Genomic DNA, 18,898 nt, shown 5'->3' on the forward strand with positions numbered 1-18,898 from the left:
AATCGTTTCTCTTGCACCGCTATATATAGGCGGCACACTTTAATAAAGAATACTGGCGCCGCTCTCGGCACCACTGGCAATAGCGCGCATATTGGCGAATAGCTCACGTCCCATGCCTCGGGCACTGCCCGACAAATCGCACTGCGCAAGTTCACGCGCATTAAATTCCGCTTCATCCACCAGGACACGCAACACCCCGGCCTCAGCATCCAGCTCCACCAAGTCACCATCGCGTACTTTGGCGATCGGACCACCTTCGACCGCTTCCGGAGACATATGGATTGCCGCCGGCACCTTGCCGGATGCACCGGACATACGCCCGTCAGTGACCAGGGCCACTTTGAAACCGCGGTCCTGTAACACCCCCAGGGTTGGGGTCAGCTTATGCAGCTCCGGCATGCCATTGGCTTGCGGCCCTTGAAAGCGCACTACGGCAACAAAATCCCGCTCCAACTCGCCGGCCTTGAAGCGCTTCAATAGTTCATCCTGGTTGTGCAGCACAATCGCCGGCGCCTTCACCTTGAGATGCTGCGGTTTAATCGCAGAAACCTTAATGACACTGCGGCCGAGGTTGCCCTCCAGTAGCTGCAAGCCGCCGTGATGAGAGAAGGGCTCACTCACCGGGCGAATCACCGTGGTGTCGGCACTCTCTTGCGCTGTTGGGCGCCAAACCACACCATCACCGGCCTCATTTAGGAAGGGGTCCTGGCAATAGGGCTCCAGGCCAGAATTGCCCATTACTGTGTGTACGTCGCCGTGTAACAGGCCGGCGGCGAGTAGCTCACTAATCAGGAACTGCATACCACCAGCGGCGGCAAAGTGATTGATATCGGCCGTGCCGTTCGGGTAGACATGGCACAACAGGGGCACCACTTCGGAGAGATCCGCCATGTCCTGCCAGGTGATCTGAATTCCGGCCGCGCGCGCCATCGCGATTAAATGCAATGTATGGTTAGTGGAGCCGCCCGTGGAGAGCAGCCCCACAATGCCGTTAACAAAGGCTTTTTCTGTGAGAATTTTTGCGATGGGCGTGTGCTGGCTGGGTTCGGTAATTTTGGCCAGCTGGGCCACAGCCGCTTCGTTCAATGCATCGCGCAGGCCGGTACCGGGATTCACAAAAGAACTGCCCGGCAGCTGCAGGCCCATAATTTCCACCAGCATCTGGTTGCTGTTGGCGGTACCGTAGAAAGTGCAGGTACCGGCACTGTGATAAGAAGCGCTCTCCGCCTCCAACAACTCAGCACGGCCAACCTTGCCCTCGGCATAGAGCTGGCGAACCCGCACTTTTTCCGCATTGGAAAGCCCAGTGGGCATTGGACCCGCCGGAATAAATATTGAGGGCAGGTGCCCAAAAGCGAGGGCACCGATGACCAGTCCCGGCACAATCTTGTCGCAGATACCGAGGAACATAGCGCCTTCAAAGACATCGTGGGAAAGGGCTATGGCGGTGGACATGGCGATTACATCGCGGGAAAAGAGGCTCAGCTCCATACCTGGGCGCCCCTGGGTCACCCCATCGCACATCGCCGGCACTCCGCCGGCCACCTGTGCGGTGGCGCCGTGGCGAGCCGCCGCCTCTTTCAGGCGTGGCGGGTAGGTACCGTAGGGTTGGTGCGCGGAAAGCATGTCGTTATAAGCGGTGACAATCCCCAGGTTGGGGCCGCGCCCGGATGCAATAAGCTGCTTGTCCTTTTCTGGAGAGGCTGCAATGGCATGGGCCAGGTTACCGCAGGACAAGTGCTCAGTGGCACGCCCTTCAATATGCGCTTTTTCCACCTGGGCCAAGTACTGTGCGCGAGTTTCCTCACTGCGCTGGATAATGCGCTCGGTAACCGCCTGAACCTTGCTGTGAACCATGACTCTTCCGTATTAATTCTGCTGCGGTGCAGCCTGAGACCGGCACCGATGCCATATTGCGATGACCAAATAGCCACCAGTGATCTTTCTTCCCTGAAAGGGCCTGCGGCAAAAAGTCCCGCCGCTTGACTGGGTTGTAGTGCGGCCCGCGCCCTATCACCCGACTGAAGATGGAGCAACCGGAGAACTCCATTACCCATCTTGTGAAGAAATTGCGTTCCTGCTTCAAGAAGAACTAAAAGAGCACAGTTAAAGCCTATTTGAAGCTCTAAGTACGCACTTTCTTGCCAGAACCAATTTTTGCCGCTGCCCTCCAAGCCCACCAAATACTAGAGGGTCGACAAGAGCTAAACCTCCCCCTTCCTGGTGGAGTAGAGACTCCAGGGTGTATGAGAAGTACAACAGTAATATCCGGCGAAGCTGATGGAGCGCATTATGTAGTAAAACTACAAAAAAGATCAAGGGGCCTCTAGTGAGCAATACGGCTATCCGGCTGGAAACTGCTGGATACCCCAAAATTAGCGCTTAATGTCTCAATATAGAAAATTAAGCGCCATAGTACCGAGGAATGCAGGAATAAGTTTTTGGTGCCAAAAGGCAAAAATGTAAGAAAATTACAAATAGATGAATGAGTGATAAGCCTTTTTCACTCACCACCAGTATCCACCCGGTCTGCCTTTCCACTAAAAAGAATGCAAAGCCCCTTTGCGCTGCCCCTGCGCCATATTCAATTGTTGTTAGAATCCGCCGCCAGCCGGGATTGTGAACAGCTGCCAAACTGTCTACACCGGGCACTCTCCATTATTTCGGGTGGCTGGAGTAACAGAGAGAGTGATGAATAGGAGGCCTGCGCCTCCCCACGACGGGTTTTGCAAGAGGGAACGGTGCAGATGAAAGTCACCATTAACGATGTGGCCGAACGCGCAGGCGTATCGATCAAGACTGTTTCTCGGGTCATTAATAATGAACCCTCTGTGCGCACCAGTACCCGCGAGCGGGTCATGCGGGCGGTAGAGGCACTCAATTACCGCCCCAATTTGGCAGCGCGCAACCTGGCTGGCACGCACACCTATTCTATCGCCTTTATTTATGACAACCCCAATGCCTACTATGTGATCGACATGCAAAATGGCATTCTCGAAGCCTGCCGCGAACAGGGTTACGAACTGCTTATCCATCCAGGCAGTGGCCAAAGAGACACTATTCACGAAGAGTTACGCAAACTGGTGGAACAAAGCCGGGTTGCCGGGCTGGTGCTCACCCCCCCTTTTTCCGAGACTCAGGAAGTCATCGATACATTGAAATCCCTGGATGTGGAATTCGTGCGGATAATTTCCTCGGAAGGTTGCAGCCAGGGAGAAGAAAATTGTATTGAGATTGATGACGAGGCCGCTGCCTTCACCATTACCCAACATTTGTTGCAGCTGGGCCACAAGCGAATTGCCTATCTTGGCGGCGGCTCCGAACATTTATCCACACACAGCCGCCTAACGGGTTACAAGCACGCTTTACAAAAAGCAGGCCTATCGTTTGTTGAAGAACTGGTGATTGAGGGCGAATATTCTTTTGATTCCGGCGTGGCCGGGGCTACCGCTTTGCTGCACTCCGCCAATCCCCCCACCGCTATTTTTGCTGGCAACGATGAAATGGCCGCGGGCGCACTGTTTGCCGCACGCATGCTAAATATTGAGGTACCACAACAGCTTTCCATCGCCGGCTTTGAAGACAGCCCCTTTTCGCGCCAAACCTGGCCCAAACTCACCACCGCCCATCAACCCAACGAAGATATTGCCCGCTGCGCAGCAGAACTGGTGCTGGAACGCATTCAGTGCCGGGGAAGCCAGGAAAAAGAACAGCAAGTAAGAGCAAAGACGGACAGCAATTGTCGCAGCTTTACTCCCACTCTAATTGTGCGGGACTCCAGCGGGCCTGCGGTAGAGGAAGCTATTAACCAACAGATGTAAGACAGCCTTAAAAAATTAAGGAAAAGTCAAAGGGTTAATCACCATAAACCTGGTGCCCCCCTATCCAGGTTTTCTGTACCTGTAAATTCCGGTCCAACAAAATGAAATCCGCTCTGGCACCGGGCGCAATCTTGCCGCTTTGCAAGCCCAGAAACTGGGACGGGTAGAGGCTCGCCATGCGCAGGGATTCATAAATATCCAAATCACACCAATCGCTGATATTGCGCACCGCTCCCATCATATCCAGATGTGAACCGGCCAGCTCACCGGTACTGGAAGTCAGCTTGTCCCCCTCTCGGGTCACCACCCGATCAAACAGGGGGAAACTTAGCGCATCGCTTCCCACCAGGGACATGGCATCCGTAACTAGCAGCAGTTTTCCGCGCGGCTTGGCCTTGAGAGCCAGGGTAATGGCCTCAGCACTGACATGATGACCATCAGCAATAATGCCGCACCAAGCCTTATCGCAAATTAAGGCAGAACCCACCATACCGGGCTCGCGGGAGTGCAACGGCGACATGGCATTGTACAAATGCGTAAAGCCCACAGCGCCAGCCTGTAATGCCGAATGCACGGTTTTACCATCGGCATTGGAGTGCCCCAGGCAAACCCGCACCCCCAGCGAGGCCAGCCTGTGAATATCCTCCACAGGTACAGTTTCCGGCGCCAGGGTAACCACCTTGATGCCCAGATCCCCGCGCTCATAAATTTCCCACTCCTCATTACTGAGAGGGCGGATAAATGACTGCTCATGGGTACCCTTCTTCGGCACACTCAGGTGCGGCCCTTCAAAGTGGATACCGACCACGCCAGGCACCTGCTGACTCAATGCGGAACTGACCGCATTTGCGGCATTCTGCATAACATCGAGGCGGTCGGTAATCAGGGTGGGCAGGAAGGCGGTGGTGCCATAGCGGGCATGGGCTTCAGCCATGGTACGCAGCCCCTCGACAGTGGGCTCCTGATTAAACAGTACGCCACCGCCACCATTCACCTGTATATCCACCAGCCCAGGTGCCAGCAGTCCATGGAGATAGGGTGTTGAGGACTGCGGGTCTTCACCAATGGAAGCAATGCGGCCGTCATCGCCCACAACTAGGGGCACATCCTCCAGGATTTTTTCGCCCTCAAAAAGTTTTTCTGCGACCAAGGCAAAAGCCACAGCCCCTCCTTAACTCTGACTCACTAAAAAGGGGGAAGGAAAGGATACACTGCGCTCGGGACCGTATGAGGCATGGATGCCGATTACGAGCTTACAGGGATGTATTCACAGCGCGTCTTGAGCGCAGTGTATTCTTTCCTTCTGACCCAGTAGTAACTCTGAGTATTTTTTGTCGTTGGATTTCCGGCAAATTATTACACGGTCTGCGTGACCTTTTTCAGCCCCGCCGGCTCATCGGGATTAATACCGCGGTTTACCGCCACATGGGCAACATCGATATAAAAGCGCTGCAGCAAAGCCAGGGGCGCGACGCGGGGATGCACCCCTTTGCTGGGCACGTGCAGATTGATCAGGCTTGCCCCCCTATGCACTATGTCATCAATCTGCTCGCTGTGCGCCTTGAATGACTCATCCTCAATAGGGACATTCACTACCGTCAGCTTGTCCTCAACGAGAGTAACCGGTCCGTGTAAGAACTCCGCACTGGAAAAAGACTCCGCGTGAATATTGCAAACTTCCTTCAACTTCAGCGCCAGCTCCCGGGTTATGGCATAACCGGGACCACGCCCGAGCACCACCAGGTTCTGCACCGAGGCCAGATCTTCGGGCCTCAGCTGAATCTCTGCGCGCACCGCCGCCTGTAGAGTTTCGGGTAATTTTTCCAGCGCCTCACACAGCGCTTTGTCACCACTCCAGCAGGCCACCAGCTGCAAAATTGCCGAGAGCGTGGCCAGATAACTCTTGGTGGCCGCCACCGCTTTCTCCGGGCCCGCCTTCAAGGGAATCAGCAAATCGACGATATCCTTGATTGGCGCCTGTTCATCATTCACCAAAGCCACGGTATAGGCGCCGCACTCCTTGGCCATCTTGGCCTGAGCGAGGATATCTGGGCTGCGCCCCGACTGGGAGATCACCAGTACCAACGCCCCTTCCAATTTAAGCTGGCGGCCATACACACTGGAAACCGAGGGTGCTGCGGCAAAAGTAGGGGTCCCAGTTTCTATTTCTATCAAATACTTGGCAAAGACACCGGCATGATCGGAAGAGCCACGCCCAACAAGCATGACAAAGCGCGGAGCATGAGCCCGCAAGCGCTCCCCAAGTTGCTCCATGACTTTGGCATTGCTTTGTAACTGCTCAGCAATTCTTGCCGGAGCCTCACGGGCTTCGGCCTCCATGATCGTCGTAGTCATTCCATCATTCACCCAGGCTGCCTATTCCTCCCGCTACAACCAAATTCACCCGCGCTAAACCAGAGAGGATTACAACTATCAGTCTATGTGCTGGCTAGACAGAGTGAGCGGCTGTGATGACTGCAAGAAATGTCATTGTCATCTTTTTTATCTATTGAACCCAGGAGCTGCTATTTATGGATCTGGTAAGACTCCAAGAGCCCAGTTACACAGGACTCAAAACAAGTAATTTTACGCCATAAGAAGCCGATTACCCGATCATCTATGCTTTCTAATAATTCCCCGGCATCAGTCGGGCAATGCCTATAGGAAAAATCGATGACACAACTGAATGGCACGCCAATACCCCATTTCTGGCGTGTTATTGCACTTTTACTCTTCTTGCTATTCATCAATAGTTGTTCCAGCATCCAATTTGCCTACAACAATGTGGATTATTGGATTCGCTGGAAAACCCAGAAATATGTGGAGTTGGACCGCACCCAAAAAAGTGAGCTGCAGGGCGCCCTCAACAGCTTTTTTCGATGGCATCGACAGACCCAACTGCCTCGCTATGCCGATTTCCTGAACAATCTGGCGGAAAGGGTCGATAAAGGGGCATTGGAAAACCCACAGTTACAACCTGTCGAAGAGCAGGTCCACCAGTTTTTAGCCGCCGCCAGTGAAAATGCTTACAACCTGATGTTGCCGCTGGCGGCGCAGCTCAATGAACAGCAAATCAACGAGCTGCAGGGCAATATGTGGAAAAAAGAGCAGAAGACCCTGGAAAAGTGGCAGCGATCACCGGAAAAAATACAACAAAAGCGAGACAAGATTATCCGCAGGGAAAGTGTTCGCTGGCTCGGTACCCTTACCGAAGAGCAAAAAAACCTGATTACCGCCTGGGTTTCCAAAATGGAATACAGCCCCCTGCAGCGCATCGAACAGCGAAGGCTCTGGCAATCAAAAACCTTCGAATTATTGCGCACTAAACCCGAGGGATACCTGGAAAAAATCCGCAGCCTGCTGCTCAACCCGGAACAACTCTGGTCACCTGAATATCGTCAAGCCCAGGAACAACGCCAACAGCAGGCGCAGGTACTGGCAAAAAAAATATTAACCAGCACCAGTCTTGAGCAGCGCCGTCACCTCAGCCGCACACTCAGGGAGTATGCCCAGGATTTCCACTCACTGGCTAATCAATAAGCGGCCGGAAAACAAAGATAAACAGAACCGTATACGTGGTTATTCCCCTCACATAACCGCGAAAGAACCCCCTGAAGACTCAGCCATGGGGCTGACGAAACCAGGCCCATACTGCTAAGCTCGCCACCTCTAATGACCAGTCAGGGGACATCACGTGCAAATCGAATCCGCCAGTATTGACCAGTTAGCGGAGTGGGAGAAAGAGCTGAGCACCCACTACGAGCGCATCCGCCAACACGAACTGAATCTGGATATCACCCGCGGCAAGCCTTCAACCGAACAGTTAAATTTATCGGATAAGCTCGACGGCATCCTCTGCAGCGATTACCGCGCCGCCGGCGGAACCGACAGCCGCAACTATGGCGGTTTGATCGGGCTTACCTGTGCCCGTGAACTGGGCGCGGATATGCTTCAAGTGCCCACGGAAGAAGTCATTGCCGGGGGCAATAGCTCGCTCACCCTGATGTATCACGCGGTGTTGACCGGTTACCTGTTCGGCTTTGCCGGCAATACTCCCTGGCGCGAACTGAAAGCGCCGAAATTCCTCTGCCCGGTACCCGGATACGATCGACACTTCACCATCTGTGAACAGTTGGGGATTGGCATGATCAATATTCCCATGAATGCGCAGGGGCCGGATATGGACCTTGTGGAAAAACATATTCGCGAGGACAACGAAATTATCGGCATCTGGTGTGTGCCTAAGTATTCCAATCCCAACGGCGTCACCTACAGCGATGAAACCGTTGAGCGTCTGGCGCAACTGGGGCAAATCGCCAATCCGGGCTTTCGTATTTTCTGGGATAACGCCTATGCCGTGCACGACCTGGGCCACTATGTCAGCCTGGCCAGTATCCGTGCAGCCGCTCTGGAAAATGACACTGTGGACTCAGTGCTTCAATTTGCCTCCACCTCCAAAGTGACCCATGCGGGAGCCGGTGTGGCATTTGTCAGCGCCAGCAGCGCCAACCTGCAATCTTTGCAACAGCAGATGCAAGCGATGACTATTGGCCCAGATAAAGTGAACCAGCTGCGCCACTCACGCTTCTTTACCGAGTTCACCACCCTTAAGGAACACATGCGCAAGCATGCGAATATCCTCAAGCCCAAGTTTGACTGTGTGCTGGAACACCTGCACAAGGGGCTGGGCGATACGGATTTAGGTCAATGGGAAAAACCTGAGGGAGGCTATTTTGTCTCCTTTAACACGCGTCCGGGCTGCGCCAAGGCGGTGGTCAAGCTGGCAGCGGAGGCCGGAGTAAAACTGACTCCAGCCGGAGCCACCTTCCCCTACGGCAAAGACCCTGAGGATAGCAATATTCGTATAGCACCGAGTTTCCCCCCACTGGAAGAACTCGATACCGCCATGTCTGTGTTCGTACTATGCGTGAAACTGGCCAGTGTGCGCCAGAAACTGGAGCAACTGCGAAAGGCGGGATAGCAGCCGGAAATAATTTTGGCAATCAATCATGAGGGCGGTTCTTATAACCGCCCTCTTGTATTAAGCGGCATTTTCGCTGGAGAGGTAGCGCCGTGCGAACTTCTCATCGGCAAGGTGCAAGTCAACCACCACAAGCCCATCGACGGAATCACAAAAATCCGGATCGACATTAAAGGCGTGAAAGCTGGTTCCACCCGGTTTCGTCAGTGCGGCATATTTTTTGAAAAGTGGTGGTAAAACCACCCCCTCTTCACGCAACACCAACTTTAACTGGCGCATATCTGCGATGGAGTCCCCGGAAAGATCTGGCAGGGGTGCGCCGGATTGCAGAAAGGGCAGGCGCGCATCGCCCAGTGAATTTTGCGGAGCGAAATAATGGGAGAAGTATCTTACGATCGCCGACTTGGCCCGCACCGAAAATGTTCCCGGCATAGAGACAGGGCCAAATAAGTAGCGCACATTATTACGTAAAACCCACTGACCGATAGCACTCCAAAGCAGGTCTAAACCCTTTCCTCTCCAGTATTCCGGCAGTAAGAAACTGCGGCCCAGTTCCGCCGAGCCCGGTAGGCACTGACACGGCGGCGAGGGGTAATTGAAGAGGGTACTGCTGTAAATTTCATCCTCCGCCAGGCTCTCTGTGCCAGCAATGCGGTAAGCACCAGCTATCTGCTTGTGCTTATGGTCCCACAGCAGCAAGTGGTCATAGTGTGCATCAAATGCATCCCAGTCCCGGCTCTGCCCGGTTCCCTCACCCACTGCACGGAAGGCCACTTCACGTGTACGCGCCAACTCACGCATTACCGGGCAATCCGGCCTCTGGCGATATAAGCGCACGGAAAAGTCCCCTTGGGCGGTCAGGGCTTCACAGCTCTCTATAATTCTCTCCACCTCGCCACGAGGCTCCGCAGCAGCGATAAGATCGGGACCCAGGGGCGCGGGAGACCGGTGCAGCGTGTATACATGTTTGCGCCATAGCGCGGCCTGGGCGCGAGGGGTTAACGGCCAACTGCGAAAGTGTTCCGCTTCCAGGGGGCGGCCAATTCGGATATCAATGCCACGACTGGCCTGCTTGAACATTTCTCGAATAAGCCAGAGGGTCGAAAGGGGTTTATTCAGCATTGACAGTCCATAAAACCACCAGGAATTTCTGCCGAGTACTTGTACCGGCAGAATCGGCGCATTCGCCTTCTCCGCGAAGCGCACAAATCCAGGGTTCCAGCGCCCATCACGCACACCCTGGGGACTGAGGCGTGAAACCTCACCGGCGGGGAAAATAATTACAGCCCCACCCTGTCCCAGATAATCGTAAATCCCCTGTACATCCGAACGGCGGGTGCGCCCATTAAAATTATCCACCGGCAAAAAATAGGGGCGCAGCGGATGAATATTCCATAAAAGCTGGCTGGCAATTGCACGTACATCCTTGCGCACCCGGGCAACCATATCGATCAAAGCCAGGCCATCCAGGCTGCCCAACGGGTGATTCGCCACAATAATCAAAGGGCCTGTCACTGGCACCCTTTCCAGTTCCGAGGGATTTAATTCATAGCGGAAATTAAGGTCACTAAATAGCTGGCGAATAAAATCCAACCCTCCCAGATGGGGGTAACGCCGCCCAAACTCTACAATCTGCTCCTCGCAACAAATTTTTTTAAGAGTGGCGGAAACCAGTTTCCGTGTTGGCTTTTGCGGCGCTGCGCTATACCAGGCATTTTTTTGCAACAGTGTTTCGAGCTGAATCATGCGGCCACCACCTCTGTCATTATGCTGGCTATTTTGGGGGCCCGGTACCAATGGAGCAGTTCCAGGCTGCCATCTTGTTGTTCTACCACGGCACTCATCGAATCGACCCAATCGCCGCAATTGGCGTAGGTCACCGTGCGCTCGCCCTTTTTTTTGCTGCGCAGTGCCGGGCGATGAATGTGTCCACAGATAACCCCATCCATGCCTTTGGCCACTGCTTCACCCACGGCGATATTTTCGAAATCGCTCATCATTTGCCTGGCAGCACCAACGCGGTTTTTTACCTGGCTGGCCAGAGACCACCAGGGCTTATTGAAACGACTGCGCCAGTAATTAATCCAGCGATTAAATCGCAGCATCAGATAGTAACTGCGGTCCCCAATGTGGTAACTGAGCGGATTAATTTTGATGTGGTGTTCAAATTGGTCTCCGTGGGTTACCCAGTAACATTTACCGCAAGCAGCTGTGTGAATCCAATCGCGCTCGATGCGGATATTACCCAGGCGTTTGCCCGCCCAGCTGCGCATAGGGGCATCGTGATTTCCGGGAATATAAATGACTTCCGGGGTGAGACTACTTAACTCCGAAAGCATACCCAGCAGCATGGAAGATGCCTGACACCAGGTGCCCTTCCCTTTAGACAGGGCGTACATATCGAAAATATCCCCCACCAGGTAAACCTTGTCAGCACGATTTTGTGCCAGGAAATCTGCTAATCGGTGGGGCTCACTGTCTCTACTACCCAAATGGACATCCGATATCCACAACGCGCGGTAGCGATTGCTCATAGCAAGGTTCCAGCCATTAACCCGTAATCAACTCGCGTAAAGACTGATAATCAGCCTGGCGCGCCAACCTGGCGCCATAGTGGAATTTATCAGTCAATAGCTTGCAAGCCGCGAACAGGCGAGCACTTATTAGATATCAATTAAATATCAATAAGTCCGGTGATCGCCTGCGCTGTCACTTTGCAGCGATTTGATGACAGTCCGGAGGACCTTTATTGAAGCTTATATTGCAGTGAAACCCGGCAGACTGCGAGGGTTTTAGGCGCCCGAATCAGCCTGCCCGAAGGCCCGCTGATCCGGTGAAAAGGATGGTTGATTACTCGGTATCCTGGGGATGGCGAATGGGCGGCGCGAAAGGAAATTTAGCTACTTTGTCGCCTTTAACCTCGACAATTTTGCCGGTCCCCTCTTTTTCCACTTCATCGATTCGCACAATGCTGTGCATAGGAATATAGGAACGGGTTACCGAGGCAAACTCGGTTTTCAGCTTTTCTTCGCTGGGGTCCACTACCAGCTGGGCCTTCTCCCCAAATACGAACTCCTCGACCTCGATAAAGCCGTACATATCGCTCTGATAAATCGCCCGGGCATAGAGTTCATATACCTGGTTTTGGTTGTGGAAAATCACTTTATATATCGGGTTGGCCATAGGTCTCTCAGGATGGGGAATACCCCGAAGCTCGAAGTTGTTCAGAAAGCGGGCAATGCCCGAAAAAGCGCGCAAGAATAGCACAGGTTCTCAAGCGCTAATATAGCCATCTATGCAGTGCCGGGTCCTGTCGCTATAATGCCCCACCCGTTTAATTGACCAGTTTTTAATCAGGCACGATATGTCCGATACACCGGCGAAAAAGCTATACATCAAAACCCACGGCTGCCAAATGAATGAGTACGATTCCGCCAGGATGCGCGATCTACTCGGCGAGTCACACGCGATGGTACCCACCGACGATCCCGAAGAGGCGGACGTACTACTGGTCAACACCTGTTCTATTCGTGAGAAGGCCCAGGAAAAATTATTCCACCAGCTGGGCCGCTGGAGACGTCTCAAAGAGAAAAATCCCGAGCTGGTTATCGGTGTTGGCGGCTGCGTGGCCAGCCAGGAGGGCGAGGCAATCGCCAAGCGCGCCCCCTATGTTGACCTGATCTTCGGCCCACAAACTCTGCACCGCCTGCCGGAAATGATGGAAACCAAAGAGCAGAAAAATGGCGTTGTGGTTGTGGATATCAGCTTCCCGGAGATCGAGAAGTTCGACCGACTGCCGCAGCCAGAGGCCGATGGCGCCACCGCCTTTGTCTCGATTATGGAAGGTTGTTCCAAGTACTGCACCTTCTGTGTAGTGCCCTACACTCGCGGCGAGGAAGTGAGCCGGCCAGTTGCCGATGTATTGGAGGAAGTCGCCCACCTGGCAGAACAGGGCGTGCGAGAAGTCAATCTGTTGGGCCAGAACGTCAACGCCTATCGCGCTGCCGGAGTCGATGGACAAGAGGTGGATTTCGCCGAACTGATCACCTATGTGGCCGCAATAGACGGCATCGACCGCATCCGTTACACCACTTCGCACCCGGTGGAGTTCTCTGACGCTTTGATCGACGTCTATGCTCAGGTACCAGAACTGGTCAGCCATCTGCACCTGCCGGTACAAAGTGGTTCCGATCGCATTTTGATGGCGATGAAACGCGGCCACACCGCATTGGAATACAAGTCTAAGATCCGCCGCCTGAAGAAAATACGCCCGGATATCTGCCTGTCTTCTGACTTTATCGTGGGCTTCCCCGGTGAAACTGACAGGGACTTCGAAGCCACTATGAATCTGATTCAGGAAGTGGGCTTTGACCTCTCTTTCAGCTTTATCTACTCACCGCGCCCGGGCACCCCGGCAGCTGACCTGCCCGACGACACCCCGGAAGAGGTCAAAAAAGAGCGCCTGCAGCTACTGCAAAACCGTATCAACCAGCAGGCCCAGGCCATCGCGCGACATATGGTCGGCAATACCGAGCGGGTTCTTGTGACCGGAGTTTCCAAGAAAGACCCCGGTCAACTGCAAGGGCGCACCGAGAACAACCGAGTGGTTAACTTCCGCGCTGATGACCTGGCCCTGATTGGCAAATTTGCCGATGTCCTGATTGAGGAGGCCCTGCCTAACTCCCTGCGCGGCACACTGATTACCTCGGAGCTGGAAGAGGACCTGTTCTAAGGGGTGGGGATTACTTTAAATCCAGGCAAGGTGTGCTTAAAAACCACACCTTGCCGCCCAAATATCCTAACAGCACCACTGAAATTACAAGCTGTAATTAAAATCGGGTAAAGTTAGAACCTATTGGTAACACCCAAAGCTTTCCCATACAGGGAAAATGGGTATACCCTAGCAATGAACCCTACAGATTAAGGTGCCGGAAACCAGTTTGGAAACGCAAACCCTCGCTCACAGTATCACCCTCGAGCCCAACGACGCTCGCCGCCTCGCCAACCTCTGCGGTCAGTTCGACCAACACCTACGCCAAATAGAGCAGCGACTGGACATTGAGATCCGCAATCGCGGCAATCAGTTTGCCGTCTACGGTGAGCCAGATAAAGCCAAGGCCGCCTGTGAATTGTTGAGCTTTCTCTACAAGGAAACCGGTTCGCGCGATCAACTGACCCCCGATGAGATCCACCTGGCCCTACAACAGGCCGGTGTGGAGGAACTGCTAAATAAGGGGGAGAAGGGCGAATCCAGCGAAGCCGACCAAGTGGTACTGATTCGTACCAAAAAGTGTTCTGTTCGCCCCCGAGGCCTGAACCAGCGCAAGTATGTGCAGGCGGTTCAGAGCAACGATATCAATTTCGGCATAGGCCCAGCCGGTACCGGCAAGACTTATCTGGCAGTGGCCTGTGCAGTCGAAGCCCTGCTCAAAGACCAGGTAGAGCGCATCCTGCTGGTGCGCCCAGCAGTAGAAGCCGGTGAGAAACTCGGCTTCCTTCCCGGTGACCTGAGCCAGAAAGTGGACCCTTACCTGCGACCACTGTACGACGCACTCTACGAAATGCTCGGTTTTGAAACCGTCGGCAAACTGATCGAGCGCAATGTGATTGAGGTAGCGCCCCTGGCTTATATGCGCGGACGTACCCTCAACAACGCCTTTGTGATCCTCGACGAGAGTCAGAACACCACCCGTGAGCAGATGAAAATGTTCCTGACCCGGATTGGTTTCGGCTCCACTGCGGTGATTACCGGTGACCCGAGCCAGGTCGACCTCCCGCGAGGACAGGCCTCAGGGCTGCGCCACGCGGTAGAAGTCCTCGGCAAGGTCAACGGTATCAGCTTTACCCATTTCGGCGCTAAAGATGTTGTCCGCCACCCCCTCGTGCAGCGCATCGTAGAAGCTTACGATATTCACGAAGCCGAGCGGGAAGTTAATATCGGTAGCAAAACCGACGAGAATGCCGCCTGAGGTACCCCCGCAGAGTTATGATTGATTTGACCCTTGATGTGCAGCGTGCCAGCCGCTGTACAAACCTGCCCTCCGATGAAAAGATCCGCACCTGGGTCACCAACGCCCTGTCCGGCCGGCGCAAAGAGGCTGAACTGGCTGTGCGCATCGTCGACGAAGCGGAGAGCCAACAGCTCAACTTTCAGTATCGCGGCAAAGACAAGCCAACCAATGTTCTGTCTTTTCAAACAGACTTTCCCGCCAAATTAAACCTACCAATACTGGGCGACTTAGTCATTTGTGCTCCAGTTGTGGAAAAGGAAGCGGAGCAACAGAACAAAACGACTGAGGCGCACTGGGCACATATGCTGGTCCATGGCACACTGCACCTTCTGGGTTATGACCATATCGAAGATAGCGATGCGGAAATCATGGAAAAGCTGGAAACGGGCCTGTTGACCCACCTCGGCTTTGCCGACCCCTACACCCCTCTCGATGAGGCGGGATGACAAGGGGTCAAAATGAAATTACCCACTTACGATTATTGATTGAAATAGACGAGAGATATCCGGAGCATGGCCACTTCCATGACCACTGACGAGCCCCCAAGTAGTCACTCTTCCAGCAAGCCCCGGTCGAGTGAGAAGAACTGGCTGGAAAGATTGTTTGGTGCATTTTCTGCCGAGCCCAAGTCCCGCGATGAACTGCTGGATATCATCAAGGACGCCGCTGAAAATCAGCTGGTCGATGCCGAGGCTTTATCCATCATCGAGGGTGCCCTGGATGTGTCCAACCAGCAGGTGCGGGAGATAATGATTCCCCGCTCGCAGATGGTCGTTGTGGGACTACAGGATAAGCCCGAGGTATTTCTGCCCAAGATTATCGAGTCGGGCCACTCCCGCTTCCCCGTTGTCGGTGAGAGTATCGACGATATCCGCGGGATACTGCTGGCCAAAGACCTGCTCCCTCTACTTCTCAAAGGCGTTGAAGCATTCCAGCTAGAAGACATCATTCGCCCGGCCAATATCATCCCCGAGAGCAAGCGCCTGAATATCCTCCTGCGGGAGTTCCGTGAAAATCGCTACCATATGGCCGTTGTAATCGACGAATATGGCGGCGTTTCCGGCGTTGTGACCATTGAAGATATCCTTGAGGAAATCGTCGGTGAGATCGAAGACGAAACCGATGAGGAAGAAGCGGATAGCTTTATCCGCCGGGTGGGTGAAAATGACTACATCGTCAAGGCACTCACGCCCATCGAGGAATTCAATGAATTTTTCGATTCCGAATTCAGCGATGAAGAATTCGACACGGTTGGCGGTCTGATTATGCAGTCTTTCGGCCATCTGCCCGGCCGCGATGAAGTCACCCGCCTCGGAGACTTCCTGTTCCGGGTACTCTACGCGGACAGCCGGCAAATTCACCTGCTGCGCGTAGCCCATATGCGTAAGCCGCCCGATGAAGATTGAACTGGGCACCTATAGGTCTAGTCAAAACATTCTCTGCTAGGGATACAGTCGCAGCTGCGGCTACCGATTAAGCGAGTCTATGCGAAGAATACTATTATCTCTCGCCGGTGCGGGTGCCGGCGGGCTAATGACACTTTCCCTGGCACCCTTCAACTATTGGGTGTGTGGACTCCTGTCTCTCGCCCTATTTGCCTGGCTGCTCCTGTTCGCCTCCCACGGTCAGCCAATGCGCGGACGCAGCACCTTCTGGTTGGCCTTCTGTTATGGGCTTGGCCTGTATGCGACTGGTGGCTCCTGGGTCTATGTCTCAATCACTAACTTCGGCAACTCTTCGCCTCCCCTGGGGTTTGCGCTCACCGGCGGGTTTGTCGCACTCATGGCGGTACTCCTAGCGGCGCCTTTCTCTTTTCTCGGTCGCTTTACCGCCAACAAATTTAGCTTTGCTCTCGCCTTTGCCGCGCTCTGGTTTATCAGTGAATGGTTCCGCAGCTGGATGTTTACCGGCTTCCCCTGGCTATTCGCCGGTTATGCCCATCTTGGCACCTGGATGTCTGGCTGGGCGCCAGTATTGAGTGTCTATGGTATCGGGCTGTTGCTGGCCCTCTCTGGTGCCGTGCTTGCACTAGCCGCCAGCGGCCGTCTGGCTCCCCTCAAGCGGCCGGCTCATATAGCACTGATTGGTGCAGCAGTGCTGCCCTGGCCTCTCGGAGCTGCCCTCGCCAATATTCAGTGGACCCAGGCCGAGGGGGGCATAATCACCGTTGGGATGGTCCAGGCCAATATTCCCCAGGAAAAAAAGTGGCTGCCAGAGTTTCGCGGAGAAACTATCAGCCGCTACCAGGAGGGCACTCACTCACTGAGCGAGGGGGATGTGGACGTCATTATCTGGCCGGAAGCGGCACTGCCTATGCTTTACGGCCAGGCCCCAAACCTGATGCAAGCCCTGCAGCGCAATGCCGAAAAAACTGGCATCGATCTGATCAGCGGTATTCTCTACGACACCCATAACTCCGAGGATGGTACCCGCAAGGTACATAACTCCGCCGCAGTCTTTGGACGCAGCCCCAGTGTTTACCACAAGCGTCACCTGGTGCCTTTTGGCGAGTATGTCCCACTGGAAAACCTGATCAGGGGTACTATTGAATTCTTCAATTTGCCCACTTCTTTTATTCGCTCCGGGCCCGACCAGCAAGGGCCTCTCAAAGCCGGGGGAGCCAGCTGGGCACCTCTTATTTGCTATGAGATCGTCTATCCCCGCCTGGTGGCGGATAGCGCTCTCGCTTCCCAGGTACTCCTAACCATCAGTAACGATGCTTGGTTTGGCGAGTCCATAGGGCCGCTGCAACATATGCAAATGGCGCAAATGCGCGCGTTAGAAACCGGCCGCTATCTTGTGCGTGGCACCAATACCGGGGTCACCGCGATCGTCGACCCCCGCGGGCGTATCATCGAGCAGCTACCCCAATTTGAGCGGGCAAATATGACCGGTGATATACGCGCAATGCGCGGCTCAACGCCTTTCATGCTCGCCGGCATTTTCTCGGTGTTTGCCCTGGCCTTGCCTATGTTGGCCCTAGCACTCCTTCTCAGCCGCAAGCGGTCCGATACTGCTGATAAGCCCATCCCCGGAGGAGTCACCGAGTAATCATCTTCTGCCACCAATCACTTCACCGCATGCTGCCAAAACACCCCGCAATTGGGGATGACTGCTATGCTGCATGCAATTTACCTGTGAAATTTTGGCGGGGATGGGCTGTTTATGCATTGCTTGATCAGTGGTGGCACCGGCCTAATTGGTAGACTCTTTTGCCAGCGCTGGCTAGCCCGTGGCGATACTCTCACAGTATTAAGTCGCAACCCCGATAAAGTGCACCAACTCTGCGGCGAATCCGTCAATGCCTGCAGCTCGCCGGAAGAGGTACAAGAACCGGTAGATGTCGTGGTCAATCTGGCCGGGGAACCCATTTCCACCCGCTGGACCGAGAAGCGCCGCGCCGAGATTCGCAATTCCCGCCTAAATATTACCGAACAGCTAGTACGATGGGCCCTCGCCCAGAGAGAGCGCCCCAGTTACTTCCTTTCGGGATCGGCTATCGGTTATTACGGAGATCGCGGCGGCGAACTGCTCAAGGAGGACAGTCCACCGGGAGGAGGATTTTCCGCTCAACTATGCCGTGACTGGGAAGCGGCCACGCTGCCACTACAAAGGGCTGGGATGTGTGTTGGAACCATACGCACCGCGATTGTGCTCTCCAGGCGCGGCGGTGCACTACCAAAGATGCTCCCAGCCTTTCGCCTGGGACTCGGTGGGCCAATGGGTTCTGGTGAGCACTGGATGAGCTGGATTCACGAAGAAGATGAAGTGGGCTTATTACTCCACGCTATCGACCAGCGTCTGTGTATACCTTTCAACGCGAGTGCCCCAGAGGCGGTTACCAATAACAGCTTTAGCCGCTTACTAGCAAAACAACTACACCGCCCATGTCTATTCCGTTCACCCGCCTGGTTGCTGAAAACACTATTTGGGGAAATGGCAGAAGAGCTACTCCTCGCCAGCGAAAGGGTGGAGCCTCACGCCGCCCTCAATAGCGGCTACAGCTTCCAGTTTCCCACACTGGAACAAGCATTGGCCGACCTACTGGATAAAGACAATGCCAGTAACAAGGTGCGCGCCTAGAA

15 protein-coding genes are annotated in these 18,898 nt (G+C 54.3%); 9 read left to right on the plus strand and 6 right to left on the minus strand.

Annotated elements, in window-relative coordinates:
• Positions 1–39 precede the first annotated feature (39 nt).
• Positions 40–1,857, minus strand: coding sequence for a phosphogluconate dehydratase (gene edd, locus FIU95_RS15510; RefSeq protein ID WP_152454624.1), 1,818 nt, complete (start codon positions 1,855–1,857; stop codon positions 40–42).
• Positions 1,858–2,747: 890 nt separating this feature from the next.
• On the opposite strand from edd, the gene FIU95_RS15515 reads away from it, so the two are divergent.
• Positions 2,748–3,821 carry a LacI family DNA-binding transcriptional regulator gene (locus tag FIU95_RS15515; protein ID WP_152454625.1) on the plus strand — a complete coding sequence of 358 codons (1,074 nt, stop codon included), beginning with the start codon at positions 2,748–2,750 and terminating at the stop codon, positions 3,819–3,821.
• A gap of 34 nt (positions 3,822–3,855) precedes the next feature.
• Here the strand turns inward: FIU95_RS15515 and nagA are convergent, their stop codons facing one another.
• Together nagA and nagB-II are read right to left on the minus strand one after the other, a co-directional pair.
• Positions 3,856–4,983: an N-acetylglucosamine-6-phosphate deacetylase gene (nagA, locus tag FIU95_RS15520; protein ID WP_152454626.1), complete on the minus strand. Its 1,128-nt coding sequence runs from the start codon at positions 4,981–4,983 to the stop codon at positions 3,856–3,858.
• A 194-nt stretch (positions 4,984–5,177) separates the two neighbouring features.
• Complete coding sequence (gene nagB-II, locus FIU95_RS15525; RefSeq protein WP_152454627.1) at positions 5,178–6,176, minus strand: glucosamine-6-phosphate deaminase NagB-II; 999 nt, start codon at positions 6,174–6,176, stop codon at positions 5,178–5,180.
• A 318-nt stretch (positions 6,177–6,494) separates the two neighbouring features.
• On the opposite strand from nagB-II, the gene FIU95_RS15530 reads away from it, so the two are divergent.
• Positions 6,495–7,361 carry a DUF6279 family lipoprotein gene (locus tag FIU95_RS15530; RefSeq protein WP_152454628.1) on the plus strand — a complete coding sequence of 289 codons (867 nt, stop codon included), beginning with the start codon at positions 6,495–6,497 and terminating at the stop codon, positions 7,359–7,361.
• 154 nt (positions 7,362–7,515) lie between these two features.
• Complete coding sequence (locus tag FIU95_RS15535; protein ID WP_152454629.1) at positions 7,516–8,802, plus strand: aminotransferase class I/II-fold pyridoxal phosphate-dependent enzyme; 1,287 nt, start codon at positions 7,516–7,518, stop codon at positions 8,800–8,802.
• Between the two features lie 60 nt (positions 8,803–8,862).
• On the opposite strand, the gene FIU95_RS15540 is transcribed toward FIU95_RS15535, so the two are convergent.
• From FIU95_RS15540 to FIU95_RS15550, 3 genes are all read right to left on the minus strand, one after another.
• Positions 8,863–10,548 (minus strand): lysophospholipid acyltransferase family protein, encoded by a 1,686-nt coding sequence (locus FIU95_RS15540; protein WP_152454630.1) that lies wholly within the window; start codon positions 10,546–10,548, stop codon positions 8,863–8,865.
• On the minus strand, positions 10,545–11,336 hold the full coding sequence (locus FIU95_RS15545; protein WP_152454631.1) for a UDP-2,3-diacylglucosamine diphosphatase: 792 nt from the start codon (positions 11,334–11,336) through the stop codon (positions 10,545–10,547). The genes FIU95_RS15540 and FIU95_RS15545 overlap by 4 nt, the downstream gene beginning before the upstream one ends.
• A gap of 316 nt (positions 11,337–11,652) precedes the next feature.
• Positions 11,653–11,985, minus strand: a complete 333-nt coding sequence (locus tag FIU95_RS15550) for a DUF1820 family protein (protein ID WP_172975496.1) — start codon at positions 11,983–11,985, stop codon at positions 11,653–11,655.
• A gap of 181 nt (positions 11,986–12,166) precedes the next feature.
• Between FIU95_RS15550 and miaB the strand changes: the two genes are divergently transcribed.
• The 6 genes from miaB to FIU95_RS15580 all read left to right on the plus strand — a co-directional run bounded on the left by miaB (position 12,167) and on the right by FIU95_RS15580 (position 18,896).
• The gene (gene miaB / locus FIU95_RS15555) at positions 12,167–13,534 is read left to right on the plus strand and encodes a tRNA (N6-isopentenyl adenosine(37)-C2)-methylthiotransferase MiaB (protein WP_152454632.1); all 1,368 of its coding nucleotides are present in this window, start codon (positions 12,167–12,169) and stop codon (positions 13,532–13,534) included.
• 208 nt (positions 13,535–13,742) lie between these two features.
• Positions 13,743–14,771, plus strand: coding sequence for a PhoH family protein (locus tag FIU95_RS15560; protein ID WP_253868680.1), 1,029 nt, complete (start codon positions 13,743–13,745; stop codon positions 14,769–14,771).
• A gap of 17 nt (positions 14,772–14,788) precedes the next feature.
• Positions 14,789–15,259: an rRNA maturation RNase YbeY gene (gene ybeY / locus FIU95_RS15565; RefSeq protein ID WP_152454634.1), complete on the plus strand. Its 471-nt coding sequence runs from the start codon at positions 14,789–14,791 to the stop codon at positions 15,257–15,259.
• Positions 15,260–15,325: 66 nt separating this feature from the next.
• Complete coding sequence (locus FIU95_RS15570) at positions 15,326–16,219, plus strand: HlyC/CorC family transporter (protein ID WP_371416930.1); 894 nt, start codon at positions 15,326–15,328, stop codon at positions 16,217–16,219.
• 79 nt (positions 16,220–16,298) lie between these two features.
• Positions 16,299–17,864 (plus strand): apolipoprotein N-acyltransferase, encoded by a 1,566-nt coding sequence (lnt, locus tag FIU95_RS15575; protein ID WP_152454635.1) that lies wholly within the window; start codon positions 16,299–16,301, stop codon positions 17,862–17,864.
• A 114-nt stretch (positions 17,865–17,978) separates the two neighbouring features.
• On the plus strand, positions 17,979–18,896 hold the full coding sequence (locus tag FIU95_RS15580; protein WP_152454636.1) for a TIGR01777 family oxidoreductase: 918 nt from the start codon (positions 17,979–17,981) through the stop codon (positions 18,894–18,896).
• The last annotated feature ends 2 nt before the right edge of the window (positions 18,897–18,898 follow it).

Origin of the sequence: Microbulbifer sp. THAF38 (assembly GCF_009363535.1) — a bacterium.
In the GTDB taxonomy this organism is placed as follows: domain Bacteria; phylum Pseudomonadota; class Gammaproteobacteria; order Pseudomonadales; family Cellvibrionaceae; genus Microbulbifer.